The organism is Thermus sp. 2.9, from assembly GCF_000794385.1.
GTDB classification, from domain to species: domain Bacteria; phylum Deinococcota; class Deinococci; order Deinococcales; family Thermaceae; genus Thermus; species Thermus thalpophilus.
Window position 1 is genome coordinate 33,410 of the sequence record NZ_JTJB01000029.1, and the last position, 22,793, is coordinate 56,202.

Annotated in this window: 23 protein-coding genes and 2 pseudogenes; 15 read left to right on the forward strand and 10 right to left on the reverse strand. The window is 66.4% G+C overall.

All coding sequences use genetic code 11. The features are described from left to right. Window positions 1–69: 69 nt before the first annotated feature. Complete coding sequence (locus QT17_RS06425) at window positions 70–456, forward strand: hypothetical protein (protein WP_039458000.1); 387 nt, start codon at window positions 70–72, stop codon at window positions 454–456. A gap of 22 nt (window positions 457–478) precedes the next feature. On the opposite strand, the gene QT17_RS13305 is transcribed toward QT17_RS06425, so the two are convergent. The 3 genes from QT17_RS13305 to QT17_RS06440 are packed head-to-tail and all read right to left on the reverse strand — an operon-like array spanning window position 479 to window position 3,647. Further along, window positions 479–1,240, reverse strand: a complete 762-nt coding sequence (locus QT17_RS13305) for a TaqI family restriction endonuclease (RefSeq protein ID WP_235283817.1) — start codon at window positions 1,238–1,240, stop codon at window positions 479–481. A gap of 13 nt (window positions 1,241–1,253) precedes the next feature. Then, window positions 1,254–2,459 carry a TaqI-like C-terminal specificity domain-containing protein gene (locus QT17_RS06435; RefSeq protein ID WP_039458004.1) on the reverse strand — a complete coding sequence of 402 codons (1,206 nt, stop codon included), beginning with the start codon at window positions 2,457–2,459 and terminating at the stop codon, window positions 1,254–1,256. Beyond that, the gene (locus QT17_RS06440) at window positions 2,460–3,647 is read right to left on the reverse strand and encodes a glycine C-acetyltransferase (RefSeq protein WP_039458007.1); all 1,188 of its coding nucleotides are present in this window, start codon (window positions 3,645–3,647) and stop codon (window positions 2,460–2,462) included. Between the two features lie 108 nt (window positions 3,648–3,755). Here QT17_RS06440 and QT17_RS06445 point away from each other — a divergent pair, with 108 nt between their 5' ends. From QT17_RS06445 to trpD, 9 genes and pseudogenes are all read left to right on the forward strand, one after another. After that, window positions 3,756–4,655 carry a DUF4032 domain-containing protein gene (locus QT17_RS06445; RefSeq protein ID WP_039458009.1) on the forward strand — a complete coding sequence of 300 codons (900 nt, stop codon included), beginning with the start codon at window positions 3,756–3,758 and terminating at the stop codon, window positions 4,653–4,655. Window positions 4,656–4,781: 126 nt separating this feature from the next. Continuing rightward, window positions 4,782–5,504, forward strand: a complete 723-nt coding sequence (locus QT17_RS06450) for a CsgG/HfaB family protein (protein ID WP_019550725.1) — start codon at window positions 4,782–4,784, stop codon at window positions 5,502–5,504. Continuing rightward, the gene (locus QT17_RS06455) at window positions 5,470–6,282 is read left to right on the forward strand and encodes a hypothetical protein (RefSeq protein ID WP_038058359.1); all 813 of its coding nucleotides are present in this window, start codon (window positions 5,470–5,472) and stop codon (window positions 6,280–6,282) included. Before QT17_RS06450 ends, QT17_RS06455 begins: the two co-directional genes overlap by 35 nt. Before the next feature lie 76 nt (window positions 6,283–6,358). Continuing rightward, window positions 6,359–7,021: a GntR family transcriptional regulator gene (locus tag QT17_RS06460; RefSeq protein WP_039458017.1), complete on the forward strand. Its 663-nt coding sequence runs from the start codon at window positions 6,359–6,361 to the stop codon at window positions 7,019–7,021. After that, entirely contained in the window at window positions 7,018–7,941 is a 924-nt protein-coding gene (locus QT17_RS06465; RefSeq protein WP_039458024.1) for a proline dehydrogenase, read from the forward strand. The genes QT17_RS06460 and QT17_RS06465 overlap by 4 nt, the downstream gene beginning before the upstream one ends. Window positions 7,942–7,952: 11 nt before the next feature. Next, window positions 7,953–9,503: an L-glutamate gamma-semialdehyde dehydrogenase gene (gene pruA, locus QT17_RS06470; RefSeq protein WP_039458025.1), complete on the forward strand. Its 1,551-nt coding sequence runs from the start codon at window positions 7,953–7,955 to the stop codon at window positions 9,501–9,503. Between the two features lie 139 nt (window positions 9,504–9,642). Continuing rightward, window positions 9,643–11,030, forward strand: a pseudogene (gene trpE, locus QT17_RS06475) (anthranilate synthase component I). Window positions 11,031–11,085: 55 nt separating this feature from the next. Further along, window positions 11,086–11,664 (forward strand): aminodeoxychorismate/anthranilate synthase component II, encoded by a 579-nt coding sequence (locus QT17_RS06480; RefSeq protein ID WP_039458028.1) that lies wholly within the window; start codon window positions 11,086–11,088, stop codon window positions 11,662–11,664. Next, window positions 11,655–12,645 (forward strand): annotated as a pseudogene (gene trpD, locus QT17_RS06485) (anthranilate phosphoribosyltransferase). Before QT17_RS06480 ends, trpD begins: the two are co-directional and overlap by 10 nt. Here the strand turns inward: trpD and QT17_RS06490 are convergent. Genes QT17_RS06490 through QT17_RS06520 form a run of 7 tightly spaced genes read right to left on the reverse strand, consistent with a single transcriptional unit; the run spans window position 12,642 to window position 18,229 of the window. After that, complete coding sequence (locus QT17_RS06490) at window positions 12,642–13,868, reverse strand: adenylosuccinate synthase (protein WP_039458030.1); 1,227 nt, start codon at window positions 13,866–13,868, stop codon at window positions 12,642–12,644. The pseudogene trpD and the gene QT17_RS06490 sit on opposite strands and share 4 nt — an antisense overlap. A gap of 10 nt (window positions 13,869–13,878) precedes the next feature. Beyond that, on the reverse strand, window positions 13,879–14,766 hold the full coding sequence (locus QT17_RS06495) for an aldo/keto reductase (protein WP_039458033.1): 888 nt from the start codon (window positions 14,764–14,766) through the stop codon (window positions 13,879–13,881). After that, on the reverse strand, window positions 14,763–15,431 hold the full coding sequence (locus QT17_RS06500; protein WP_039458035.1) for a queuosine precursor transporter: 669 nt from the start codon (window positions 15,429–15,431) through the stop codon (window positions 14,763–14,765). Before QT17_RS06500 ends, QT17_RS06495 begins: the two co-directional genes overlap by 4 nt. Beyond that, window positions 15,428–15,973 carry a hypoxanthine phosphoribosyltransferase gene (gene hpt, locus QT17_RS06505; protein WP_152607344.1) on the reverse strand — a complete coding sequence of 182 codons (546 nt, stop codon included), beginning with the start codon at window positions 15,971–15,973 and terminating at the stop codon, window positions 15,428–15,430. Before hpt ends, QT17_RS06500 begins: the two co-directional genes overlap by 4 nt. Continuing rightward, window positions 15,970–16,665, reverse strand: a complete 696-nt coding sequence (locus QT17_RS06510) for a pseudouridine synthase (protein WP_039458041.1) — start codon at window positions 16,663–16,665, stop codon at window positions 15,970–15,972. Before QT17_RS06510 ends, hpt begins: the two co-directional genes overlap by 4 nt. Beyond that, on the reverse strand, window positions 16,665–17,462 hold the full coding sequence (locus QT17_RS06515) for an enoyl-CoA hydratase/isomerase family protein (protein ID WP_052155180.1): 798 nt from the start codon (window positions 17,460–17,462) through the stop codon (window positions 16,665–16,667). Before QT17_RS06515 ends, QT17_RS06510 begins: the two co-directional genes overlap by 1 nt. 11 nt (window positions 17,463–17,473) lie before the next feature. Beyond that, window positions 17,474–18,229 (reverse strand): SDR family NAD(P)-dependent oxidoreductase, encoded by a 756-nt coding sequence (locus QT17_RS06520; protein ID WP_039458044.1) that lies wholly within the window; start codon window positions 18,227–18,229, stop codon window positions 17,474–17,476. A 49-nt stretch (window positions 18,230–18,278) separates the two neighbouring features. On the opposite strand from QT17_RS06520, the gene truB reads away from it, so the two are divergent. The 5 genes from truB to QT17_RS14385 all read left to right on the forward strand — a co-directional run bounded on the left by truB (window position 18,279) and on the right by QT17_RS14385 (window position 22,640). Then, window positions 18,279–19,217: a tRNA pseudouridine(55) synthase TruB gene (truB, locus tag QT17_RS06525; RefSeq protein WP_039458048.1), complete on the forward strand. Its 939-nt coding sequence runs from the start codon at window positions 18,279–18,281 to the stop codon at window positions 19,215–19,217. Window position 19,218: 1 nt separating this feature from the next. After that, complete coding sequence (gene ald / locus QT17_RS06530) at window positions 19,219–20,328, forward strand: alanine dehydrogenase (protein ID WP_039458051.1); 1,110 nt, start codon at window positions 19,219–19,221, stop codon at window positions 20,326–20,328. A 1-nt stretch (window position 20,329) separates the two neighbouring features. Continuing rightward, window positions 20,330–20,671, forward strand: coding sequence for an Asp23/Gls24 family envelope stress response protein (locus QT17_RS06535; protein ID WP_039458052.1), 342 nt, complete (start codon window positions 20,330–20,332; stop codon window positions 20,669–20,671). Further along, window positions 20,664–22,229: a DAK2 domain-containing protein gene (locus QT17_RS06540; protein WP_039458056.1), complete on the forward strand. Its 1,566-nt coding sequence runs from the start codon at window positions 20,664–20,666 to the stop codon at window positions 22,227–22,229. The genes QT17_RS06535 and QT17_RS06540 overlap by 8 nt, the downstream gene beginning before the upstream one ends. Window positions 22,230–22,292: 63 nt before the next feature. Continuing rightward, complete coding sequence (locus tag QT17_RS14385) at window positions 22,293–22,640, forward strand: hypothetical protein (RefSeq protein WP_235283820.1); 348 nt, start codon at window positions 22,293–22,295, stop codon at window positions 22,638–22,640. Window positions 22,641–22,793 lie beyond the last annotated feature (153 nt).

The window sequence follows — 22,793 nt, forward strand, 5'->3', positions numbered from 1 at the left end:
CCGTGTGTCACTAGGCCGTTATCTGTACAGAATATGAATAAAGCCCCGCCTTTCCGGTATGATGCGGCCATGCCGGTCTGGGTCCTGCTCCACGCCCTTTTGGGTCTGTTTTTGCTGGTGGCCGTGCCCGCCTTGGCCCTGGTGGGGCTTTGGGGGTTTTTCCGCCCCCTACCCTCCCGCTTTTACGCCACCCTCCGGGGGGTGGCCTGGGTGGCCATCCTCCAGGTGGCCCTGGGGTTCGCCCTCTTCCTGGCGGGGTTTAGGCCCAAGGAGGGGCTTCACCTCCTTTACGGGCTCCTTTTGGCGGCGGGGCTCCACTACCTGGGGGGCCTCGAGCCCGGGGGGTGGTTTTACCGGGGCCTCAAGGACCCTCCTAAGCGGCCCGAGGTCTTCGTGGCCCTGGGGCTTCTTTTCGCCGTGGGCCTCGTGGTGCGGGTTTACGTCACGGGACGGTAGGGTGAGGCCAAAAGGGGCCGCTTTAGGCGAGAGCTTCTCGGGCCACCTGTTCCCAGGGGATGTGGCCTGATAGCGCATGGTGGTTTTTTTGAAGGAAGTCTTCAATGCACAGGACATAGCTTTCCTTGAAAATCACGAATCCATTAGGAAGGTGTTCCAAATGGCTAGCTACCTTAGCCCAAAGGCGATAGAGTTCTCCCCGGGATCGGGCCCTTTCTGCTCTTTTCAGAAGCTCTGCCTCCGTTTCAAGCGTGTAGGGAACTTCGAGGAGCGCATGGGCTCGTTTCTGCTTCAAGAAGCGGTTTTCTCCGCGAGCTTCTGAGCGGTAGGTTTCCTTTTTGACTTGAAGGCCTATGGAGGTGCCTGGAGGTAATCTGACGAGAATGTCTACTCCCTTCAGGTCTAGCTCGGGAGAGGCGTCTATGGATAGACTACAGGAAGTCAACCAACGATAACCAAAGTGGAATTGAGTCCATATGGAGATTGCGGTTCGGTAGAGCCTGGCCTCGAGTCCTAAGCGGACAAACTGATAGGAGCATCCCCAAAAGTATTTCTGTATGAATCTGTCTAGAGCCTCAAGCCGTTGATTCCACCATGTGGCAAAGAAGTCTTCATAGCTTGGAAAGGAGGGGTTTGGGTGAGTTGGTTTCCAATAGTCTCGGTAAAGGTCTGGCAACGGGTTAAGATCGCTGGGAAGGTCCTGCTCCACCGTTTTTATGGAACGGTACTTCTCTTCGTATCCCCTTAGGTCCAGCGTTCCGAGAAATGCCTCAAAAGCTTTCAAAGCATTACGCATCCTATACCTCCCTGGTAAGGATAGGTACCCGCTCCAGCATCCTTAAGGTGAGATGGGGAACAAAATCCCGATAAAGGGTAGCTACGTACTCCTGGACGGTTGCGGAGTTGAGGTAAGCGACGATATCCTCCGGGGCCTTGGCCTTGGGGATCAGGTGGAACTCCTCCCGCCAAGGATAAGCCTTTTCATCCCATGCGGCCACCACTCGAACCCCCTTGGTGTGGCCTACCACGAGGTGGGGCGTGGCGTAGAAGTCCCGAAGCTCCTTGGCCCGCTCCCGAGGCATCCAGAGGCCCGAGTAGTTGGTCTCGTAGTCGATAAATCCCGATTTGAGGTTACGCCCGGTAAGGACGGGCACTAATCCGGGGCCCGGTTCTTTTCGCACGGCTTCATGCTTTCGGAACTCGGGGCTACGAGCCGCAAAGCGGATATGGAAGATGTGCCCTACTGGTGTTCCCTTGGCCTCCATCTCCCTGGTTTTGGGGGTTTCGAAGCGGATCATTTCCCCTTTCCACTCCGGGTAGGTGTCCCAGAGGAAGGGGCTTCTAGAACTTGCGTCCCAGAGCTTTAGGCCCCGCCCTCCCCTTCGGAAGCGGAGGACTACGGCGCTTACGTTCCGTTTGGGAAAGACAGAGCCCAGGTAGAAAACCTCGGTCTCTCCTGTTCGGGCAAGGAAGGACCGGAGCAAAGCGAAGTCGTCGAGAACGAGCCAAGTTGTTGGGATTACGAAAAGGAGGAGCCCCCCTGGTTTAAGGAGGTAGACGGCCTTCTCGGTAAAGGCCCCGTAGAGGTTGTACTTGCCTTTCCAGGTGGAGAAAAGCTTTTTATAAAGAGCTTTTACCTCTTTGAGGATATGGATGGGATACTTAGAGGCGTCCCCTACGATCCCATAGGGCGGATTTCCCAGGATGAGGTCAAAATCCCCCTCCCCCTCCCAAAGGAGAAAGTCCGCCAGGATGCCCTCCGCCCACGGGGGAAGATCCAAGGCCTTGGGGTCTATCTCCACCCCGTAGAAGCGAAAGCCCCCGCCGTGGGCCTCCCGGAAGGCCCGAAGGAAAGGCCCCTCGGCGCAGGCGGGCTCCAGGACCTTTCCTCCCCGGGGGGCCTCGGCGAGGCCCACCATGAAGTCCACCACCTCGGGAGGGGTTTCCACCCGGCCCAGGCTCTTTTCCGTGGCTCCTTGGGGTAGGGGCGGGGGAAAGAGCATTTAGCGGATTATACCGAGCTTCCGCCCCACCTTGGCGTAGGCCTCGAGGGCCTTGTCCAGCATCTCCTTGGTGTGGGCGGCGGTGACGATGTTCCGGATCCTGGCCTTTCCCCGGGGCACCGTGGGAAAGCCGATGCCCACGGCGAAGACCCCTTCTTCCAAAAGCAGGCGGCTTGCCTCAAAGGCCACGGGGGCCTCCCCGAAGAGGACGGGGGTGATGGGGGTCTGGCTCCCCAAGGTATCGTAGCCCAGGCGGGCCAGTTCCGCCTTGAAGTAGCGAGTGTTTTCCCAAAGCCTTTCCACCCGCTCGGGCTCCTTCTCAATGAGCTCCAAGGCCCCCAAAAGGGCCCCCACCACCGCCGGGGGGTGGCTCGTGGAGAAGAGGAAAGGCCGGGCCTTGTTGATGAGGAGGTCTTTAAGCTCCAAGGCCCCCGCGGCGTAGCCCCCCACCACGGCCCAGGCCTTGGAGAGGGTGGCCACCTGGATGACGTCGGGGTCTTGGTGGAAGCCGAAGTGGTGCACCGTGCCCTTGCCCTTCTCCCCCAGGACGCCGGAGCCGTGGGCATCGTCCACGTAGACCACCGCCCCGTACCGCTTGGCCAGGGGCACGATCCGGTCCAGGGGGGCGATGTCCCCGTCCATGGAGAAGACCCCGTCGGTGACGATGAGCTTCAGGCCCTCGGTGTCGTGGGTCTTCAGGAGCTCTTCCAGATGCTCCACGTCGGCGTGGCGGTAGACCAGGCGGGTGGCCTTGGTGAGGCGGAGCCCGTCAATGATGGAGGCGTGGTTGAGCTCGTCGGAGAAGACCAGGTCGCCTTCCTGTAGGAGCGCCCCCAAAACCCCCTGGTTGGCGGTGAAGCCCGACTGGAGCACCAAGGCGCTTTCCGTGCCCTTGAACCGGGCTAAGGCCTCCTCCAACTCCAGGTGGTAGGTGAAGGTGCCGGCGATGGTGCGCACCGCCCCGCTTCCCGCCCCCCACATTTCCAGGTACGCTTTGGCCTTTTCCTTGAGGTAGGGGTGGTTGGCGAAGCCCAGGTAGTTGTTGGAGGCGAGGTTCACCACCTCCTTTCCCTCCACCCGGGTCACGGGTTCTTGGGGCGCCTCGAGGACCTTGGGGGTGATGTAAAGCCCCTCGCGCTTAAGCCGCTCCAGCTCGTTTCGCACCCGCTCGCGCAGGGAAAGGCTCATGCTCCTATCTAACCCCCTAGGTTTCCCCTTTGTCCAGGCCTTGGGTCCTTCCTCACGCTTTTATGACCGGAAGGGGCTACCCTGAGAAAGGGGGGTGGTAGCGGTTCCATGCGGAGCCACCTGCAGGCGGAAACCGAGGCCGAGCGCCTGGAGCGGCGGGCGAGGCTTTTGGAGCTCCTGGACCGCTTCCGGGGGGAGCCCTCGGAGCTTTTGCCCTTTCACCAGGCCCTGGCCTTAAGGCCCAAGGGGGAGCGCCACCTGGGCCTAAGGGCCATTGAGGTGGACAAGGTGGTGGGCTCGGTGGACCGCTACGAGGACTTTGACCGCCGCTTTTTGCCCAAGACGCCCCATGCCCTGGAGCGGTGGAAGCGGCTCAGGGCCCTCCAGCTGGAAGGGCAGGAGTTTCCGCCCATAGAGGTTTACCAGGTGGGGGAGGCCTATTTCGTCAAGGACGGCAACCACCGGGTGGCCTTGGCCAAGGCCACGGGGCAGAAGTACCTGGACGCCTACGTCATCGCCCTGGACGTCCCCGTGCCCGTGGAGGCCAAGGACACCCTGAAGGACCTGATCCTGAAGGCGGAGTACGCCAACTTCCTGGAAAAGACCCGCCTGAAAGAGCTCGTGCCCGAGGCCGAGGAGATCCGCTTCTCCACCCTGGGCCGCTATGACATCCTCCTGGACCACATCGCCACCCGGAGGTACTTCCGGGGCCTCGAGGAGGGCCGGGAGATCCCCTGGGAGGAGGCGGTGGTGGACTGGTACCAGAACCTCTACAGGCCCACGGTGGAAGCTATTCGGAAGCTCGGGCTCCTGGCTGAGTTCCCCGGGCGCACCGAAGCCGACCTTTACCTCTGGGTCATGGACCACCGCTACTTCCTGGCCCGGGAGCTCGGGGTGGACCTCTCCCCCGAGGAGGCGGCCCGGAGCTACGAGGCCCGGTTTGGGCCGTGGTGGAAGCGGATGGGGGGTGGGCTCAAGGCGTGGCTAAGGGCTCGGTGGGGTAAATAGGCAAGCTTAGCCCTGGCATGTCTTGATGGTTGTTCATCTGTACTTGACCGTTCCTTACGAGAGCACTAAAATTCTAAAGTAGGTGCCTAGAAATTATCCTAGGTGCCTAGGAGTGAGGTGAACCCTATGAGAAAAGGCCTTGGCCTTCTTGGTGTGGTTTTATTGGCGGTTTTAGCGGCTTGCGCTCCCAGCGTCACCACCAAGACTTCTTCAGGCTTGGAGGGCGAAAATCCCTATGCCAACTACACGGGGCCACGGGCCAAAGCGGTGGTGGCCAACTTCATCTGCGCGGCAGCCCAGTGCCCTCCGGGCGTTGGGGCTTCCATCTCAGAGCTCTTGATGACCGCCCTGATCAACACCAACCACTTCATTCTCTACGACCGCTCGGTGCTTGCGCAAATTCAACAAGAAGCCTACCTCGGGGGCAAACCCCTCAACTTGCAGGGGGCTGAGCTTTTGGTGGTGGGTTCCATAACCGCTTTTGAGCCCGATGCGGGCGGTACCCGGGGGGGTGGTGGTGGTATTCTGGGGGGCCTCTTGGGTGCCTTCGGTGGTGGACAGAAACGCTCGTACGTTGCGGTGGACATGCGGATCGTGGACGCCCAAAGCGGCGCTATCGTTTCCGCTTTCCGCGTGGAGGGCGAGGCCACGGATGTGGATTACGGGGGTCTCCTGGGGATCTTGGGTCCGGGCGCTGCCCTTGGGGGGGGGTTGAAGCAGTACGAGAAGACCCCCATGGGCAAAGCCTTGGCTGTGATGACCTCTAAGGCGGTGGAGGAGATCATTAAGCGTACACCCAGGAGCTACTTCAAGTATGCGCCGGACGGAAAACCTTACCAGCAGCCTTAGGCGCCTTTTTCTCCTTCTGGCCACCCTGATTTTGGGGATGGCCTTGGGCCAAGGGCCCAAAACCCTCGTCCTTGTGAGCCAAGGTGAGCATTGGTGGGATGAGGAGGCGGGTCTTTACGAGGCGGCTTTACGGGAAGAACTCTTGCAGGGGGGCTTTCGGGTGCTGGACGCCGCCCAGGTGCAAAGGGTGGCGGACCGGCAGCTTCTCACCCGCCTGGTGCAGGGGGACGCCTTAGCGGCCATCACCTTGGCCACCAACTTTAAGGCTGACGCCTTGGTGGTAAGCCGGGTCTTCACCTCCCGCGTCCTTGCCACTCGGACCAACGTGGCCACCTTCTACACCTACAAGGCTACGGCGGACGTGCGGCTGGTGATGGCCAGTACAGGCCAAGTGGTGGGCAGTTGGAGTCCGTCCCAGACAGGGACCGGTACCTCCGAGCGGGAAGCGGCTTTTGCGGCCCTGCGCAACCTGGGCAGACAGGTGGGGCAGGAATTGCGCAAGCAAAACTTTTCCGCTTCGGGAGCCAGCCCCGTGGTTCGCTTGACGGTGACTGGCCTTAAGGGCTTCACCGATGCTTCCGTGCTCCTAAGGGAGCTTGGAGCTCAGAAGGGTGTGGTCTCGGCTGAGCGTAAAAGCTTCGCCAACGGCGTCCTCGAGGCCGAGGTGGTCTTCCAAGGGTCCGTGGACGAGCTGGCAGCGCTTCTAGAAAGCCTTCAGCTCCTCCCCTTAGAGATTACGGAGGTGAGCGGCTTTGCCATAGAGGCCCGGGTACGCTGAGGGGGATGGATTTTGAGGGGCGGGGGTTTCCCCGCCCTTGATTTTGGCCCTGGATCGTCCTTACTCTGTATACAGGATGCAGACCCTGGGCTTCCGCCGACCCAACCAGGTGCGCGAGGCGGTCTACGGCCACCTTAAAGACCTCCTCCTCTCCGGGCGTTTCGCCCCGGGGGAAAGGCTTTCCGAGCCCCTTTTGGCCCAAGAGCTCGGGGTTTCCCGCACCCCGGTGCGGGAGGCCCTGATGCGCCTAAGTGAGGAGGGGTTGGTGGAGCTGGTGCCGGGCAAGGGGGCGAGGGTCAAGGCCTTCACCCCAGAGGAGGTGGAGGAGGTCTATGGGGTGCGGGCCCTGCTGGAGGGGGAGGCGGCGCGGGAGGCGGCGCTACGGGCCATGCCTTGGGAGCTGGACGCCCTGGAGGAGCGCCTCCGGGCCATTGACGAGGCTCCCCCGGAGGACTACCCCGAGCAGATGCGCCGGGACCTGGAGTTCCACCGGGCCTTGGTGCGCCTTTCCGGGAACCGGACCCTTTATCGGCTTTACGAGGACCTGCTTTCCACCCTGGCCCTGGCCCGGAGCGCCCTGCCCACCCTTTCCCAGGACGAGGCCACCCGGCGGGAACACCGGGCCATCCTGATGGCCCTCAGGCGCAAGGACCCCGAGGGAGCCAAGAAGGCGGTGGAGGCCCACGTGTACCGCTTCCGCGACCTGGTGGTGGCGAAGCTTCGGAAAGGAGGGGTATGAACCTAGACCTGGTCTATCGGCAGGCGGTGCTCTCCGTGGCGGGTAATCCCCGGGTGGAGGCCCTCATCAAGGGGCGGGCGAGGGGCCTGGTGCGCCGCTATGTGGCGGGGGAGACCCTGGTGGAGGCCCTTGGGGTGGCGGAGGCCCTCGAGGCCCACGGGGTCCACGCCATCTTGGACCTCTTGGGGGAAGGGGTGCGGAGCGAGGCGGAGGCCCGAGCCTTCCAGGAGGGCATCCTGGCCCTGGTGCGGGCCTTGGCCGCAAAGCCCTGGCCCAAGTACGTCTCCGTGAAGCCCACCCAGCTCGGGCTGGACCTTTCCGAAGGCCTCGCCCTGGAGCTTTTAAGGGGCATCCTGCGGGAGGCGGAGCCCGAGGGGGTCTTCGTCCGATTGGACATGGAGGACTCCCCCCGGGTGGAGGCCACCTTGCGCCTTTACAAAACCCTCCGGGAGGAGGGGTTTAGCCAGGTGGGCGTGGTTTTGCAGAGCTACCTCTTCCGCACGGAGAAGGACCTCTTGGACCTTCTTTCCTACCGGCCCAACCTGCGCCTCGTCAAGGGGGCCTACCGGGAGCCCCGGGAGGTGGCCTTTCAGGACAAGCGCCTCATTGACGCCGAGTACCTGCACCTGGGCAAGCTCGCCCTAAGGGAGGGGCTTTACGTGGCCTTCGCCACCCACGACCCCAGGCTCATCGCCGAGGTGAAGCGCTACACGGAGGCCTTCGGCATCCCCAAGGACCGCTTTGAGTTCCAGCTCCTCTACGGGGTGCGCCCGGAGGCCCAGCGGGCCCTCGCCCGGGAGGGGTACACGGTGCGGGCCTACGTGCCCTACGGCAGGGACTGGTACCCCTACTTAAGCCGCCGCATCGCCGAAAGGCCGGAGAACCTGTTTTTGGTGTTAAGGAGCCTCCTAGGAGGCTAAAGGAGGAAGCCATGACGGTGGAGCCTTTCCGGAACCAACCCATAGAGACCTTCCAGACCGAGGAGGCTAGGCGGGAGATGAAGGAGGCCCTAAGGCGGGTGCGGGCCGAGTTCGGCCGCCACTGGGGCCTCTATATAGACGGGGCCTGGGTGGACACTCGGGAGAAAATCCTCTCCCTAAACCCCTCGGCCCCGAGCGAGGTGGTGGGGAGCACGGCCAAGGCGGGGCGGGCGGAGGCGGAGGCCGCCCTCGAGGCCGCCTGGCGGGCCTTCCGCACCTGGAAGGACTGGCCCCAGGAGGACCGGAGCCGCCTCCTCCTCAAGGCCGCCGCCCTCATGAAAAGGCGCCGGCGGGAACTGGAGGCCACCTTGGTCTACGAGATCGGCAAGAACTGGGTGGAGGCCAGCGCCGAGGTGGCGGAGGCCATTGACTTCCTGGAGTACTACGCCCGCCAGGCCCTCAAGTACAAGTACCCCTCCGTGGAGGTGGTGCCCTACCCCGGGGAGGATAACGAGAGCTTTTACATCCCCTTGGGGGCCGGGGTGGTGATCGCCCCTTGGAACTTCCCCATCGCCATCTTCACCGGGATGATCGCCGGACCCGTGGTGGTGGGGAACACCGTGGTGGCCAAGCCCGCCGAGGACACGGTGGTCATCGCTGCCAAGGTCTTTGAGATCTTCCACGAGGCCGGCTTCCCCCCGGGGGTGGTGAACCTCCTGCCCGGGGAGGGGAAGGAGGTGGGGGCTTACCTGGTGGAGCACCCCAAGACCCGCTTCATCAACTTCACGGGGAGCCTGGAGGTGGGGCTTTGGATCCACGAGCGGGCGGCCAGGCTCGCCCCGGGGCAGCGGTGGATCAAGCGGGTCTTCCTGGAGCTTGGGGGCAAGGACGCCATCATCGTGGACGAGACCGCCGATTTGGAGGCGGCCACGGAGGGCGTTCTGGTCTCCGCCTACGGCTTCCAGGGGCAGAAGTGCTCCGCGGCGAGCCGCCTCATCGTCACGGAGAAGGCGTACGAGCCCCTTCTGGAGCGCCTCCTAGAGCGGGCGGGCCGGCTGGTGGTGGGCCCCGCGGAGGAGAACCCCGACCTGGGCCCCGTGGCCTCCAAGGCGCAGGAGGAAAAGGTCCTTTCCTACATAGAGATTGGCAAGGGGGAAGGGCGGCTTGTCCTGGGGGGCCGGCGCCTGGAGGGGGAGGGCTACTTCATCGCCCCCACGGTCTTCACCGAGGTGCCGCCCCAGGCCAAAATCGCCCAGGAGGAGATCTTCGGGCCGGTGCTTTCCGTGATTCGGGTGAGGGACTTTGGTGAGGCCCTGGAGGTGGCCAACGCTACCGTCTACGGCCTCACGGGCGGGGTCTACTCCCGCAAGCGGGAGCACCTGGAAAGGGCCCGGCGGGAGTTCCACGTGGGGAACCTTTACTTCAACCGCAAGATCACCGGGGCCCTGGTGGGGGTGCAGCCCTTCGGCGGCTTCAACCTTTCCGGCACCGACACCAAGGCGGGGGGGCCGGACTACCTCCTCCACTTCCTGCAAATGAAGACGGTGGCCGAGCGCTTCTAGCCCCCTAGACCCCGCGGGGCCTTTGGGCTATCCTTGGGGCATGAACCTTCCTTCCGCCCTCTGGTGGCCCGGCTAGGCCCCGGGGCGGAGGCGGTCTTTCCCCCGGGGTATACCCGGGGGGCTTTTTGTAGGAGGTGGGATGGAGACCATAAGGCCCTTTCGCAAGACCCTGCTCGCCGACCTGGAAACCCCGGTGACCGCCTACCTCAAGCTGGCGGAGAAGGCCCCCGTGAGCTTTCTCCTGGAGTCGGTGGAGCGGGGCCGGCAAAGCCGCTTTTCCATCGTGGGGGTGGGGGCCAGGCGGACCTTCCGGCTAAAGGACGGGGTCTTCACGCTAAACGGCGAGCCCCTGGCCACCCAAGACCCCTTACGCACCCTCTACGAGGCGGTCCACGCTCCCCTAGAGCGCCCCCCGGACCTTCCCCCCTTCTTCGGCGGGGTGGTGGGGTACGCCGCTTACGACCTCATCCGCTACTACGAGCGCCTTCCCGCCCTCAAGCCCGACGATTTGGGCCTGCCCGACCTCCTCTTCGTGGAGCCGGAGGTGGTGGTGGTCTTTGACCACCTGAAAAGCCTCCTCCACCTGGTGGCCCCGGGCACCGACCCCGAGGAGGCGGAGGCGCGGCTTGCCTGGGCGGAGGGGAGGCTCAAGGGCCCCTTGCCGGGGGTGCCGGGGGAGCGGCCGGGGGGAAGGGCCCGCTTCCAGGCGGACTTCTCCCGGGAGGCCTACCTCGAGGCGGTGGAAAGGGCCCTGGCCTACATCCGGGCTGGGGACATCTTCCAGGTGGTCCTCTCCCTCAGGCTTTCCTCCCCCCTCACCGTCCATCCCTTCGCCCTTTACCGGGCCTTAAGGAGCGTGAACCCAAGTCCCTACATGGGCTATCTGGACCTGGGGGAGGTGGTTTTGGTTTCCGCAAGCCCGGAAAGCCTCCTGCGCTCCGACGGGAAGCGGGTGGTGACCCGGCCCATCGCCGGCACCCGGCCCCGGGGCAAGGACGAGGAGGAGGACCGAAGGCTCGCCGAGGAGCTCCTACGGGACGAGAAGGAGCGGGCGGAGCACGTGATGCTCTTGGACCTTTCCCGCAACGACATCGGCCGGGTGGCGGCCTTCGGGAGCGTGCGGGTGGTGGAACCCCTCCACGTGGAGTACTACTCCCACGTGATGCACCTGGTGTCCACGGTGGAGGGAGTTTTGGCCGAGGGTAAGACCCCCCTGGACGCCTTGGCCAGCGTCCTGCCCATGGGCACGGTTTCCGGGGCCCCAAGATCCGGGCCATGGAGATCATTGAGGAGCTGGAGCCCCACCGCCGGGGGCCCTACGGGGGGAGCTTTGGGTACCTGGCCTACGATGGGGCCATGGACGTGGCCCTCACCTTGCGCACCTTCGTCATCGCCAAGGGCCAGATGCACGTGCAGGCGGGGGCGGGGATCGTGGCGGACTCGGTGCCGGAGCGGGAGTACGAGGAGTGCCTGAACAAGGCCAAGGCCCTCTTAAAGGCGGTGGCGCTGGCGGAGGAGGGGCTATGACCACCCCACCTTGGCTTGCGCCAAAGCGGGGGCCCCGGGAGGAGAGGAGGGCGGCGTGAGGGTGCTCGTGATAGACAACTACGATAGCTTCACCTACAACCTGGTGCAGTACCTGGGGGAGCTTGGGGCGAGCCCCATCGTGTGGCGGAACGACCAGTTTGCTCTCGAGGACGTGGAGGCCTTGGACCCAGACCGCATCCTAATAAGCCCCGGGCCCTGCACCCCCTTGGAGGCGGGGCTTTCCCTTCCCCTCATCGCCCGCTACGCCCCCCGCTACCCCATTTTGGGGGTGTGCTTGGGCCACCAGGCCATCGGCATGGCCTTCGGGGGGAAGGTGGTGCCCGCCCCCGTCCTCATGCACGGGAAGGTGAGCGAGATCCACCACGACGGCACCGGGGTTTTCCGGGGCCTAGAAAGCCCTTTTCCCGCCACCCGCTACCACTCCCTGGTGGTGGAGGCGGTGCCCGAGGAGCTCTTGATCAACGCCTGGGTGGAGGAGGCGGGGGGGCGCACGGTGATGGGCTTCCGCCACCGGAGCTACCCCACCCACGGGGTGCAGTTCCACCCGGAAAGCTACTTGACGGAGGCGGGTAAACGCATCCTCAAGAACTTTTTGGAGGACCCATGGAGGTAGTGCGGAAGGTGCTTTTGGGCGAGGTCTTGAGCGAGGAAGAGGCGCACGCCCTGATGCGGGCCCTCATGGCGGGGGAAGTCTCCCCGGTGCGGGCGGCGGGGGTCCTCACCGCCATGGCCCTAAGGGGGGAAAAGCCCGAGGAGATCGCCGCCATGGCCCGGGCCATGCGGGAGGCGGCAAGGCCCCTCAAGGTGGGCCGGAGGCCCCTTCTGGACATCGTGGGCACAGGGGGGGGACCACAAGGGGGCTATTAAACCTCTCCACCCTGGCCGCCCTGGTGGCGGCGGCGGGGGGGTGGCGGTGGCCAAGCACGGGAACCGGGCGGCGAGCTCCCAGGCGGGGAGCGCCGACCTTCTGGAAGCCTTGGGGGTGGACCTGGAGGCTCCCCCCGAGCGGGTGGGGGAGGCCATAGAGGCCTTGGGCTTTGGCTTCCTCTTCGCCCGGGTCTTCCACCCCGCCATGCGTCACGTGGCCCCTGTGCGGGCGGAGCTCGGCATCCGCACCGTCTTCAACCTCCTAGGCCCCCTCACCAACCCGGCGGGGGCGGACGCCTACGTCCTCGGGGTCTATAGCGAGCGCTGGCTTTCCCCCATGGCAAAGGCCCTGGAGCGGCTTGGGGCGCGGGGGCTCGTGGTCCATGGGGAGGGGGCGGACGAGCTCGTCTTGGGGGAGAACCGGGTGGCGGAGGTGGGGAAGGGGGTCTACACCCTCACCCCGGAGGCGGTGGGGCTCAGGCGGGCCCCCCTCGAGGCCCTCAAGGGAGGCACCCCCCAGGAAAACGCCGAGCGGGCCCGGCGGATCCTCAAAGGGGAGGAGAAGGGCCCTGCGGCGGAGGCCGTGGCCCTGGCGGCGGGGGCGGGGTTTTACGCCGCGGGGGTTGTGGGAAGCTTGCAGGAGGGCGTGCGCCGGGCCCTGGAGGTCTTGCAAAGCGGGGAGGCCTACCTCCTCCTGGAGCGGTACGTGGCCTTCCTCAAGGGCTAGACCCAGCTCACCGCCCCGAAGGTGTCCTCCCGGCGGGGGCTCGTGGAGAAGAGGACCACGGGAACCCCGGTGTGCTCCTCTATGAGCTCCAGGTAGCGGAGGAGGCTCGCCGGCAGGTCCTCCCGCCCCCTCACCCCGGCAAGCTCCCCCCAGCCGGGAAGCTCCAGGTAGCGCACCGCCTCGGGGGCCGCCTCCCCGGGGTGGGCCCCGTCCAGGTACTCCACCGCCACCTTTACCCTCTCCAGGCCGGAAAGCACGTCCAGCTTGGTGAGGGCCAGGCCGTCAAAGCCGTTCACCTCGCAGGCGTACTTCAGGGCCACCAGGTCCAGCCAGCCCACCCGCCGGGGCCTTCCCGTGGTGGTGCCGTACTCCCCCCCCTTTTCCCGCAGGTGGTGGGCCAGCTCCCCGTGGATCTCCGTGGGGAAGGGGCCTTCCCCCACCCGGGTGGCGTAAGCCTTGGCCACCCCGTAGACCTTGGTGATGGCCTTGTGGGAAAGCCCCGTGCCCACCAGGATCCCCCCCACCGTGGGGTGGGAACTGGTCACGTAGGGGTAGGTGCCGTAGTTCAAGTCCAGGAGGGTGGCCTGGGCCCCCTCAAAGAGGAGGCGCTTTCCCTTGCGCCAGGCCTCCCGGAGAAGGGCCCCGGTGTCAGCGATGTAGGGCTTTAGGATCTCCCGCATCCGGTGCAGGTCGGCCAGGGCTTTTTCCTCCGTGTCCCAGCCCGCTTCCCGGGTGGAGTTCGGCTTCTCGTGGAGGAGGCGGCGCACCCTTTCCCGCAAGACCTCCTCGTCCAGGAGGTCCCCCACCCTAATCCCCACCCGCCTGGCCCGGTCCGAGTAGGCGGGGCCGATGCCCCGGCCCGTGGTGCCCACGAAGTTGTGGCGGCTTTCCACGTGCTTGTGGTGGGGAAGGACCAGGTGGGCCCTTTCCGAGACCAAGACCTTGGGGTCAAACCCCTCCTTCCGCAGGCTTTCCAGCTCCTCCTGGAAGCGGAAGGGGTCAATGACCATCCCGTCCCCCAGGACGTTCACCGCGTGGGGGTGGATGACCCCCGAGGGGAGGAGGTTGAGCTTGAAGACCCGGCCCTCCGCCACCACGGTGTGCCCGGCGTTGGCCCCCCCTTGGTAGCGGACCACGTAGTCCGCCTCCCGGGCCAAGGCGTCCACCACCTTGCCCTTGCCCTCGTCTCCCCACTGCGCCCCGATGATGGCGATCCCCGGCATCCCCTTAAGCTTACGATGCCCCTTCCAAGAGGGCCATCTCCTCCGGGGTGAGGGCGATCCTTAGGACCTCGGCGTTTTGCTGGGCCTGGTGGGCGTTTTTGGCTCCGGGGATGGGAAGGGCGCCCTTTTGCATGAGGTAGCGGAGGGCGATGGCGGCGGGGTTTGTGCCCTTGGCCTCCGCCAGGGCCTTTAGCACAGGGAGAAGGCGCCGCACCCGGCCCAGGAAGGGGCGGTACTTGCTTCCCCGGTAGCCCCTGGGGGGCCGGTCCGGGTCCAGCTTGCCCGTGAGCCAGCCCATGGCCAGGGGACTGTAGGCCATGAGGGCGATGCCCTCTTGCCGCAGGGCGGGGAGGTGGGCCTCCCAGTCCCGCCGGAGGAGGCTGAGCTCCACCTGGTTGGCGAGAAGGGGCACCCGGTGCCGCTCAAGGACGACCTTCACCACCTCCAGTTGGGCCAAGGAGCAGTTGGCCACCCCCACCCCCCGGGCGAGCCCCCGCTCGTAAGCCTCCGCCAGGGCCTCGGCCCGTGTGCTCAGGGGCACGGGGGGCCAAGGCCAGTGGAGAAGATAAAGGTCCACCGCCTCCACCCCAAGCCGGGTGAGGCTTCCCCTTAAGGCCTTTAGGAGGCTTTTCCGGGAAAGGCGCCAGGGGTAGGGGAAGAACTTGGTGACCAAAAAGGGCCTTTCCCCCGTTTCGGCCAAGAAGCGGCCCAAAAGCCTTTCCGATAGGCCGAAGCCGTAGAACTCGGCGGTGTCAAAAAGCCGCACCCCGGCCCTGAGGCTTTCCCGGAAGGCTTCCCGCAGCTCCCCTTCCCCGTAGCCCCGCCCGTAGCCCCAGAAGAGCCGGTCCCCCCAGGCCCAGGTGCCCACGCCCATGGAGTGGTGGAAGAGGGGGTTCATGCCAGGCGGAAGGGGTTGAAGTCCGTGTCCCGATCGTAGGCGTCTAGCCCCTCGGCCCGCTTCAGGAAGCCCACCACCAGGTAGGTGGCGGGGAGCATCAGGGCCTCCACCCCCACCTTGAAGGCGTAGTTGGAGAGGAAGACGGCGAGGAGCACCTCGTTTGGGAGCACGCCGTAGAAGGCCACCAGGAGGAAAAGCCCCGTGTCCAGCCCTTGGCCCACCAAGGTGGAGCTCAAGGCCCTTAGCCAGAAGAGGCGCCCTTCCGTGCGCACCTTGAGCTTGGCCAGGACGTAGGCGTTGGCGAACTCCCCGGCGAAGTAGGCGAGGAGGCTTCCCAACACGATCCTGGGGGTGAGGCCCAGGAGGAGGCCGAAGGCCTCGCCGTAGCGGCGGCTTTCCCCGTCCTCTGGGGCGGGGAGGGCGGCCACCGCTTGAAAGGTGAGGGTGGCGAGGAGGAGGGCGAAAAACCCGGTCCAGATCACCCGCCGGCTTTTGCGGTAGCCGTAGACCTCGGTGAGGACGTCCCCGAAGATGTAGGCCAAGGGGAAGAGGAGCGTCCCCCCGTCAAAGGTGAAGGGCCCCAGGACCACCAGCTTGGTGGAGGCCACGTTGGAGACCAAAAGCACCGTGGCGAAGAGGGCGGTGAGGAGGTCCAGGTACCTCATTCTTCCTCCTGGCGGATGGAGGTGATGAAGGGCAGGTTCCGGTCAAACTGGGCCCGGTCCAGGCCGTAGCCGTAGACGTAGGCGTCCTCTATCTCAAAGCCCAGGTAGTGGATGGGCACCTCCACCTGGCGGCGGGAGGGCTTGGAGAGAAGGGCGGCCACGCGGACCGAGGCGGGCTTGCGGGCCTCGAGGTAGTCCAGGAGGTAGGAAAGCGTCAAGCCCGTATCCACGATGTCCTCCACCACGATCACGTCCCGGCCGTGGATGGGAAGCCTCAGGTCCTTGATGAGCTCCACCTCCCCGCTGGAGCGGTAGGCGTTGCCGTAGGAGCTGATGGAGATGAAGTCCAGGGTGAGGGGAAGGGGGATGGCCCGCACCAGGTCGGCCATGAAGATGAAGGCCCCGTTGAGCACGCAAATGAGGTGCGGGGTCTTCCCCTGGTAGTCCTGGGCGATCTGGGCTCCTAGCTCCGCCACCCGCTTGCGGATGGCCTCGGCGCTGATCTGCACGGGTCCGTTCCCCGGCGCGAACATGCCCCTCATTCTAGCCCCACCTGGCGCAAAAGCGCCTTTTCCTCCTCGGAAGAAAGCCGGCGCCACTTCCCCGGGGGGAGGTTCCCGAGCCGGATGGGCCCCACCTGCACCCTAAGAAGCCGCTTCACCGGGTAGCCCACCGCCTTGAGCATCCGGCGCACCTCCCGCTTCCGCCCTTCCGCCAGGGTGAGGAAAGCCCCTCCAGGGGCGGGGCGGCAGGCCAGGGCCTTGGCGGGGCCGTCCTCCAGCATCACCCCCTTTAGGAGCCTCCGGCACACCCCTTCCGGCAGGGTGCCCCCCTCGGTCCAGACCCGGTAGACCTTTTGCACCCCGTGGCGGGGGTGGGTGAGGCGGAAGGTGAGCTCGCCGTCGTTGGTGAAGAGGAGAAGCCCCTCCGAGTCCCGGTCCAGGCGGCCCACGGGGTGGAGGCCGGGGATCTCCGGCAGGAGTTCATACACGGTCTTTTGTGCGTGGGGGTCAGAGCGGGTGGTGGTGTAGCCCTTGGGCTTGTGGAGGGCGAGGATCACCCGCTCGGGCAGGATCACCCGCTTGCCCGCCACCTCCACCACGTCCTTCAGGCCCACCTTCTGCCCCAGGTGGGCCACTTCCCCGTTCACCCGGACGAGGCCCTCTTGGATAAGGGCCTCCGCCTTGCGGCGGCTCGCCACCCCGGCCCGGGCCAAAAACGCCTGCAGCCGCATCATGGGAAGTGGGGTTCCCGCTTTTCCTTTAGGGCCTTAAGACCTTCCTCCAGCTCCTTGCCGCCAAACCCCAAGAACTCCAAGGCCAAGGAGAGCTCAAAGTGGGGGAGGAAGGTGCGAAGCCAGTGGTTGAGGGCCCGCTTGGTGTGGCTTAGGGCTTCTTTGGGCCCCTTGGCCAAGCGCTCCGCCACCTCCAGCGCCTTTTCGTAAACCGCCCCGTCCTCCACCGCCAGGGCCACCAGGCCGAGCCTTTCCGCCTCCTCGCCGGTTAGGGGCTCGTTGAGGAAGAGGTGGTACCTGGCCTTGGCCAGGCCCACCAGAAGGGGCCAGAGGAGCACCGCATGGTCCCCGGCCGCCACCCCCAGGCGGAGGTGGCCGTCCAGGAGCCTCGCCCCCTTGCCCACCACGGCGACGTCCGCCGCCAGGGCCAAGGCGAGCCCCGCCCCCACCGCCACCTTCTCCACCGCCGCCACCACGGGCCTCGGGAAGTTGATGGGGCCTAAGACCAGGTCCCGCGCCTCCTCCAGGACCCGCATCAGGGCCTCGTGGGAGGCGCGCATCTCCTCAATGAGGGCGAAGGAGCCCCCGGCGGAGAAGACCCCGCCTTCTCCCCGCACCAAAACGGCGCGCACCCCGGGAAGGTCCTCGAGGTCCCGCCACACCCGGGCGAGGGCCCGGTGCAGGGGAGGGTCCATGGCGTTGAGCTTCTCCCCCTGGAAGGCGATCTCCAGCACCCCCGGCCTGGGCCAGGCGAAGCAGAGGTTCGGGTAGGCCCGCTCCAGCTCTTTGGGTTCCACCTTCCCACCTCCTAGCACATGGTGAGGCCGCCGCTCACGCTCACCACCTGGCCGGTGACGAAGCCCGCCTGGTCCGAGGCCAGGAAGACCACCACCTCCGCCACCTCCTCGGGGCGGGCCAGGCGGCGCAGGGGGGTGGCCCGGACCATGGCCTCAAAGAGGCCCTCGTGGCCCTGCCGCAGGGCGTGGAGCAGGGGGGTGTCCGTGGGGCCGGGGGCCACGGCGTTGACCCGGATGCCGTGGCGGGCCACCTCCCGGGCCAGGGCCTTGGTGAAGGCGATGACCGCTCCCTTGGTGCCCGAGTAGACCGCCTCCCCCGAGCTTCCCACCCGCCCGGCGTCCGAGGCGATGTTCACGATGGCGCCCCGCCCTTGGGCCATCATGGGGGGAAGGGCCTGGCGGCAGGCGTGGAGGACGCCCTTGTAGTTCACGGCGATGAGCGCATCCCAAAGGTCCTCGTCGGTTTCCCAAAAGGGGGCGATGCGGTCAATCCCGGCGGCGTTCACCAGGATGTCCAGCCCCCCCAGGGCCTCGAGGGCGGCCTTGACCCCTTGGGCCACGCTTTCCTTCCGCCGCACGTCCATGAAGAGGCCCACCGCCTCCGCGCCCACTTCCCGGGCCTCCTCCGCCACCCGTGCCGCCCCCTCCCCGTTGAGGTCGGCGATGGCCACCCGGGCCCCTTCCCGGGCCAGGGCGAGGGCCACGGCCCTTCCGATCCCTGAGCCTCCCCCCACCACGAGGGCGGCCTTAGCCTCCACTTCGCCCATGGCCTCCAGTATAGAGACCTTCCCTTCCCGGTGATACAATCCCCTAGGCATGGCCCTCTACGCGGTGGACAAGCCCCTCCACCTCACCTCGCACGACGCGGTGGAGGAGGCGAGAAAGCGCCTCGGCACTCGCCGGGTGGGGCACACCGGTACCCTGGACCCCTTGGCCACCGGGCTTTTGCTCTTGGTTTCTGAGGAGAGCACCAAGCTCGTGCCCTTCCTTTCGGGGGAGGACAAGGAGTACATCGCCTGGGTTTCCTTCGGGGCCACCACGCCCACCCTGGACGCCGAAGGTCCCGTGAGCGAGGAGGCCCCGGTGCGCTTTGACCGGAAGGATTTGGAAAGCGTCCTCCCCTCCTTCCTGGCCCTGAAGGAGCAAGTGCCGCCCCTCTACTCCGCCATCAAGGTGGGGGGCAAGCGGGCCTACGAGGCGGCCCGGGAAGGGAAGCCCCTGGAGCTTGGTCCGAGGCCGGTGCGCTATGTGGAGGTGGAGCTTCTGGCCTTTGACCCCGAGCCCATTCCCCACCCCATCGCCCCCTCGGCCAAGGGGTGGCGCCTGGCGGAAAAGGGTGGGCGCAAGGTGGAGCTCCCCAAGCCCCTCGGGGCCCACCCCACCGCGGTCATCCGCCTGGTGGTGGGGCCCGGCACCTACGTGCGGGCCTTCGCCCGGGACCTGGGGGAAAGGCTTAAGACCAAGGCCTTCCTCTCGGGGCTCGTGCGCACCCGCATCGGCAAGGTGGGCCTGGAGCGGGCGGTGAGGCTTTCCGAGCTTTCGCCGGACAAGGCCATCCCCGAGGTGGACGTTTTGCCCTTTCCCGTGGTGGAGCTTTCCCACACCGAGGCCCGGCGGGTCTTGGAAGGGGTACCCCTCCCCATCCCCGCCTTGGGCTACGTGACCCTGGTGGACTCCCGCAGGCGGCTCCTGGCCATCGCGGAGGGCGACGGCTTCAAGCTCAAGATCAAACGGGTGTTCGTAAAGGAGGCGTGAGATGACCATCGGCGTACCCAAGGAGATCAAGACCCTGGAAAACCGCGTGGCCCTGACCCCGGGCGGGGCGGAAAGCCTGGTGAAGCGGGGGCATGTGGTCTTGGTGGAGCGGGGGGCGGGGGTGGGCTCGGGCCTATCCGACGCCGAGTACGAGCGGGCCGGGGCCCACCTGGTGAGCCGCGAGGAGGCTTGGAAGGCGGAGATGGTGGTGAAGGTGAAAGAGCCCCTTCCTGAGGAGTACCCCTTTTTGCGGGAAGGGCTCATCCTTTTCACCTACCTCCACCTGGCGGCGGACCGCACCCTCACCGAGGCCATGCTCCAAAGCGGGGTCACGGGCATCGCCTACGAAACGGTGCAGCTTCCCGACGGCTCCTTGCCCCTCCTGGTCCCCATGAGCGAGGTGGCGGGGCGCATGGCCCCCCAGGTGGGGGCCCAGTTCCTGGAGAAGCCCCACGGGGGACGGGGGGTGCTTTTGGGCGGGGTGCCGGGGGTGGCCCCGGCCAGCGTGGTCATTCTGGGGGGCGGCACCGTGGGCACCAACGCCGCCAAGATCGCCTTGGGCATGGGGGCCCAGGTGACCATCCTGGACGTGAACCACAAGCGCCTGCAGTACCTGGACGACGTCTTCGGGGGGCGGGTGGTGACCCTCACCGCCACCGAGGCCAACATCAAAAAGAGCATCCAGCACGCCGACCTCCTCATCGGGGCGGTCTTGGTGCCGGGGGCCAAGGCGCCCAAACTGGTCACCCGGGACATGCTTCCCTTGATGAAGGAAGGCTCGGTCATCGTGGACGTGGCCGTGGACCAGGGGGGGTGCGTGGAGACCATCCGCCCCACCACCCACGCCGAGCCCACCTACGTGGTGGATGGGGTGGTGCACTACGGGGTGGCCAACATGCCGGGAGCGGTGCCCCGCACCTCCACCTTCGCCCTCACCAACCAGACCTTGCCCTACGTGCTCAAGCTGGCGGAGAAGGGCTTGGCGGCGCTTTTGGAAGACGGGGCCCTCCTCAAAGGGCTAAACACCCACAGGGGCCTCCTCACCCACCCCGGGGTGGCGGAGGCTTTTGGCCTACCCTACACGCCTCCCGAGGAGGCCTTAAGGAGGTAGCGTGCAAGGGCGCGTCACGGTCACGGAAACCGCCTTGGCCTCCCTTTTGGCCCTGGCGGCCCACGAGGTGCCGGGGGTGGTGGGCATGGCCCCGGCGGGCTTGAGGGAGCAGGTGGTGCGCATCCTGGGGCGGCAGGAGGCGAGCGAAGGGGTGGTGGTGCGCCCGGACCCGGCGAACCCGGGGAAGTACGCCGCCGACTTCTACGTGGTGGTGGCCTTGGGGGCCCGCATCCCCACGGTGGTGGAGTCCTTGGCGGAACGGGTGGCCTTCACCGCCAAGCGCCTGGCGGGGGTGGAGCTTTCCCAGGTGCGGGTGCACGTGGTGGGGGTGGGGCGTGGCTAGCTGGACGGCCGGGGAGTTGGCCGAGGCCTTCCGCTACGCCACGGACTGGTTCCGGGTGTACGTGGAAGAGCTCAACGCCTTAAACGTCTATCCCGTGCCCGACGGGGACACGGGCACCAACATGCACCTCACCCTGCAGTCGGCCCGGCGGGAGCTGGACCTGGCGGACACCACCAAGATGGCGGAGGTGGCCCGGGCCATCGCCTACGGGAGCCTCTTGGGAGCCCGGGGGAATAGCGGGGTAATCCTTTCCCAGATCCTGAAGGGTTTTACCGAGGCCATCCGCAAGAAGGAGGTCCTGGACCCCCCCACCCTGGTGGAGGCCTTGCGCCTGGGCGCGGAAACGGGCTACAAGGCGGTGATGAAGCCGGTGGAGGGCACTATCCTCACCGTGGCCAAGGCGGCGGGGGAGGGGGCTAGGGGGGAGACCCTCGAGGCCGTTCTGGACTCCGCCCTTCAGGCGGCCCGGGAGGCCCTGGCCCGCACCCCAGAGCTCCTTCCTGTACTTAAGCAGGCGGGGGTGGTGGACGCCGGGGGAGCGGGGTATGTGCGCTTTTTGGAGGGCATACAGGGCTACGCCCTCAAGCTTCCCCTTCCCGAGCCCCCCAAGGTGGAGCGCTACGCCCAGACCGCCTTCGCCACCGAGGAGTTCGGCTACTGCACCGAGTTCCTCATGGAAGGGGTGGAGGTGCCCATAGAGAGGATCCGGGAGGCGGTGGCCCCCTTCGGGGACTCCTTGCTGGTGGTGGGGGCGGAGGGGTACGTGAAGGGGCACATCCACACCGACGACCCCGACGGCCTCTTGGCCGCCGTGGCCCGCTTTGGCCGCATGGTGCGGACCAAGGTGGAGGACATGACCGAGCAGCACACGGAGATCCTGGCCATGGCCGGGGCGGCGGAGGTGCCCCCGCCTCCCACGGGCCTGGTGGCCGTGGCCTTGGGCCACGGGGTGGCCCGGGTCTTCCGCAGCCTGGGGGCCCGGGTGGTGGCGGGGGGGCAGACGCAAAACCCCAGCGTGGAGGACCTCCTTTCCGCCATCAAAAGCGTCCCGAGCCCCAAGGTGGTCCTCTTGCCCAACAGCCCCAACGTCTTCCTGGCGGCGGAGGAGGCGGCCAGGCTGGCCAAGGAGGCGGGCAAGGAGGTGTACGTCCTAAAGACCCGCACCCTGGGCCAGGGCCTGGCGGCGGCGGTGCGCTACCTGCCCGAGGCGGAGCCCGAGGAGCTCCTTCCCGAGATGGAGGAGGCGGCCAAGGGGGCCGCGACCTTGGAGGTCACCTGGGCCAGCCGGGACGCCGAGGTGGACGGGCTTAAGGTCCTGAAGGATAAGCCCATAGGCCTCCTGGACGGAAAGCTCGTCCTGGTGGGGGAGACGCCGGAAGAGGTCTTGGAGGGCCTGGTGCGCTTGGCCAAGGAGGGGAAGGAGGTCCTCACCCTCTTCCTGGGCCCCAACACCCCCAAGGAGAAGGCGGAGGCGGTGGCCGCCCGTTTCCCCGAGCTGGCGGTGGAGATCCTGCCGGGGGGGCCCGACCTTTACGCCTACCTGGGGGTCTTGGAGTAGCTAAAGGAAGTGCTAAGCCTTGCCCCCTTTCCCGAGGGGTACCCTGAGGGGAAAGGGGGTTTTATGTGGCGCTTGGGTTTGGCGTGGCTTTTGCTTGGGACCTTGGTGGGGTGCGGCCTGGAGGGCACGCCCCCAGCGGGCGAAGACTTGCCGGTGGGGAGCTACGCCATCGCCGAGCTTCCTGCGGCCCGGGAAAGCGGGGGCCAGCTGCAGCCGGGGGTGAAGGTGTACCGCATCGCCCCCCAGGGGGATGGCGCCATCCAGGTGGCGGCGGTTTCCTCCACCTTGGGGCTTAGCGCCAGGCTCCGCCTTGTCCTCCTGGACGCCCGGGGGGTGGTGCAGGCGGTGAGCGTGGCCCGCTATTGGTTCGCTGCTTCCTCTGCCCTTGCCCCCTTGGCCCTTTCTCCCTAGATCACCTTAGACCCCGGCTACCGCCTGAACTTCAAAGGCGTGGCGGGGGAAAGCTACTACCTCCGGGTGGAAAACTACGCCCTAAGCCCAGACCGGGTTACCCTCTACGCCGATCCCTTCACGCCCAACCCCGCGGGGCAAGGGGAAGCCTTC

Excerpts from the sequence above, each read along its gene's own strand:
- QT17_RS14385 (WP_235283820.1), top strand. The coding sequence starts at position 22,293 with ATGTGGCGCTTGGGTTTGGCGTGGCTTTTGCTTGGGACCTTGGTGGGG.
- QT17_RS06455 (WP_038058359.1), top strand. The coding sequence starts at position 5,470 with ATGCGCCGGACGGAAAACCTTACCAGCAGCCTTAGGCGCCTTTTTCTC.
- QT17_RS06460 (WP_039458017.1), top strand. The coding sequence starts at position 6,359 with ATGCAGACCCTGGGCTTCCGCCGACCCAACCAGGTGCGCGAGGCGGTC.
- QT17_RS06445 (WP_039458009.1), top strand. The coding sequence starts at position 3,756 with ATGCGGAGCCACCTGCAGGCGGAAACCGAGGCCGAGCGCCTGGAGCGG.
- QT17_RS06465 (WP_039458024.1), top strand. The coding sequence starts at position 7,018 with ATGAACCTAGACCTGGTCTATCGGCAGGCGGTGCTCTCCGTGGCGGGT.
- QT17_RS06450 (WP_019550725.1), top strand. The coding sequence starts at position 4,782 with ATGAGAAAAGGCCTTGGCCTTCTTGGTGTGGTTTTATTGGCGGTTTTA.
- QT17_RS06510 (WP_039458041.1), bottom strand. The coding sequence starts at position 16,665 with ATGCGGCTGCAGGCGTTTTTGGCCCGGGCCGGGGTGGCGAGCCGCCGC.
- QT17_RS06425 (WP_039458000.1), top strand. The coding sequence starts at position 70 with ATGCCGGTCTGGGTCCTGCTCCACGCCCTTTTGGGTCTGTTTTTGCTG.
- hpt (WP_152607344.1), bottom strand. The coding sequence starts at position 15,973 with ATGAGGGGCATGTTCGCGCCGGGGAACGGACCCGTGCAGATCAGCGCC.
- QT17_RS06490 (WP_039458030.1), bottom strand. The coding sequence starts at position 13,868 with ATGCCGGGGATCGCCATCATCGGGGCGCAGTGGGGAGACGAGGGCAAG.
- QT17_RS06495 (WP_039458033.1), bottom strand. The coding sequence starts at position 14,766 with ATGAACCCCCTCTTCCACCACTCCATGGGCGTGGGCACCTGGGCCTGG.
- pruA (WP_039458025.1), top strand. The coding sequence starts at position 7,953 with ATGACGGTGGAGCCTTTCCGGAACCAACCCATAGAGACCTTCCAGACC.
- QT17_RS06520 (WP_039458044.1), bottom strand. The coding sequence starts at position 18,229 with ATGGGCGAAGTGGAGGCTAAGGCCGCCCTCGTGGTGGGGGGAGGCTCA.
- QT17_RS06435 (WP_039458004.1), bottom strand. The coding sequence starts at position 2,459 with ATGCTCTTTCCCCCGCCCCTACCCCAAGGAGCCACGGAAAAGAGCCTG.
- truB (WP_039458048.1), top strand. The coding sequence starts at position 18,279 with ATGGCCCTCTACGCGGTGGACAAGCCCCTCCACCTCACCTCGCACGAC.
- ald (WP_039458051.1), top strand. The coding sequence starts at position 19,219 with ATGACCATCGGCGTACCCAAGGAGATCAAGACCCTGGAAAACCGCGTG.
- QT17_RS06440 (WP_039458007.1), bottom strand. The coding sequence starts at position 3,647 with ATGAGCCTTTCCCTGCGCGAGCGGGTGCGAAACGAGCTGGAGCGGCTT.
- QT17_RS06500 (WP_039458035.1), bottom strand. The coding sequence starts at position 15,431 with ATGAGGTACCTGGACCTCCTCACCGCCCTCTTCGCCACGGTGCTTTTG.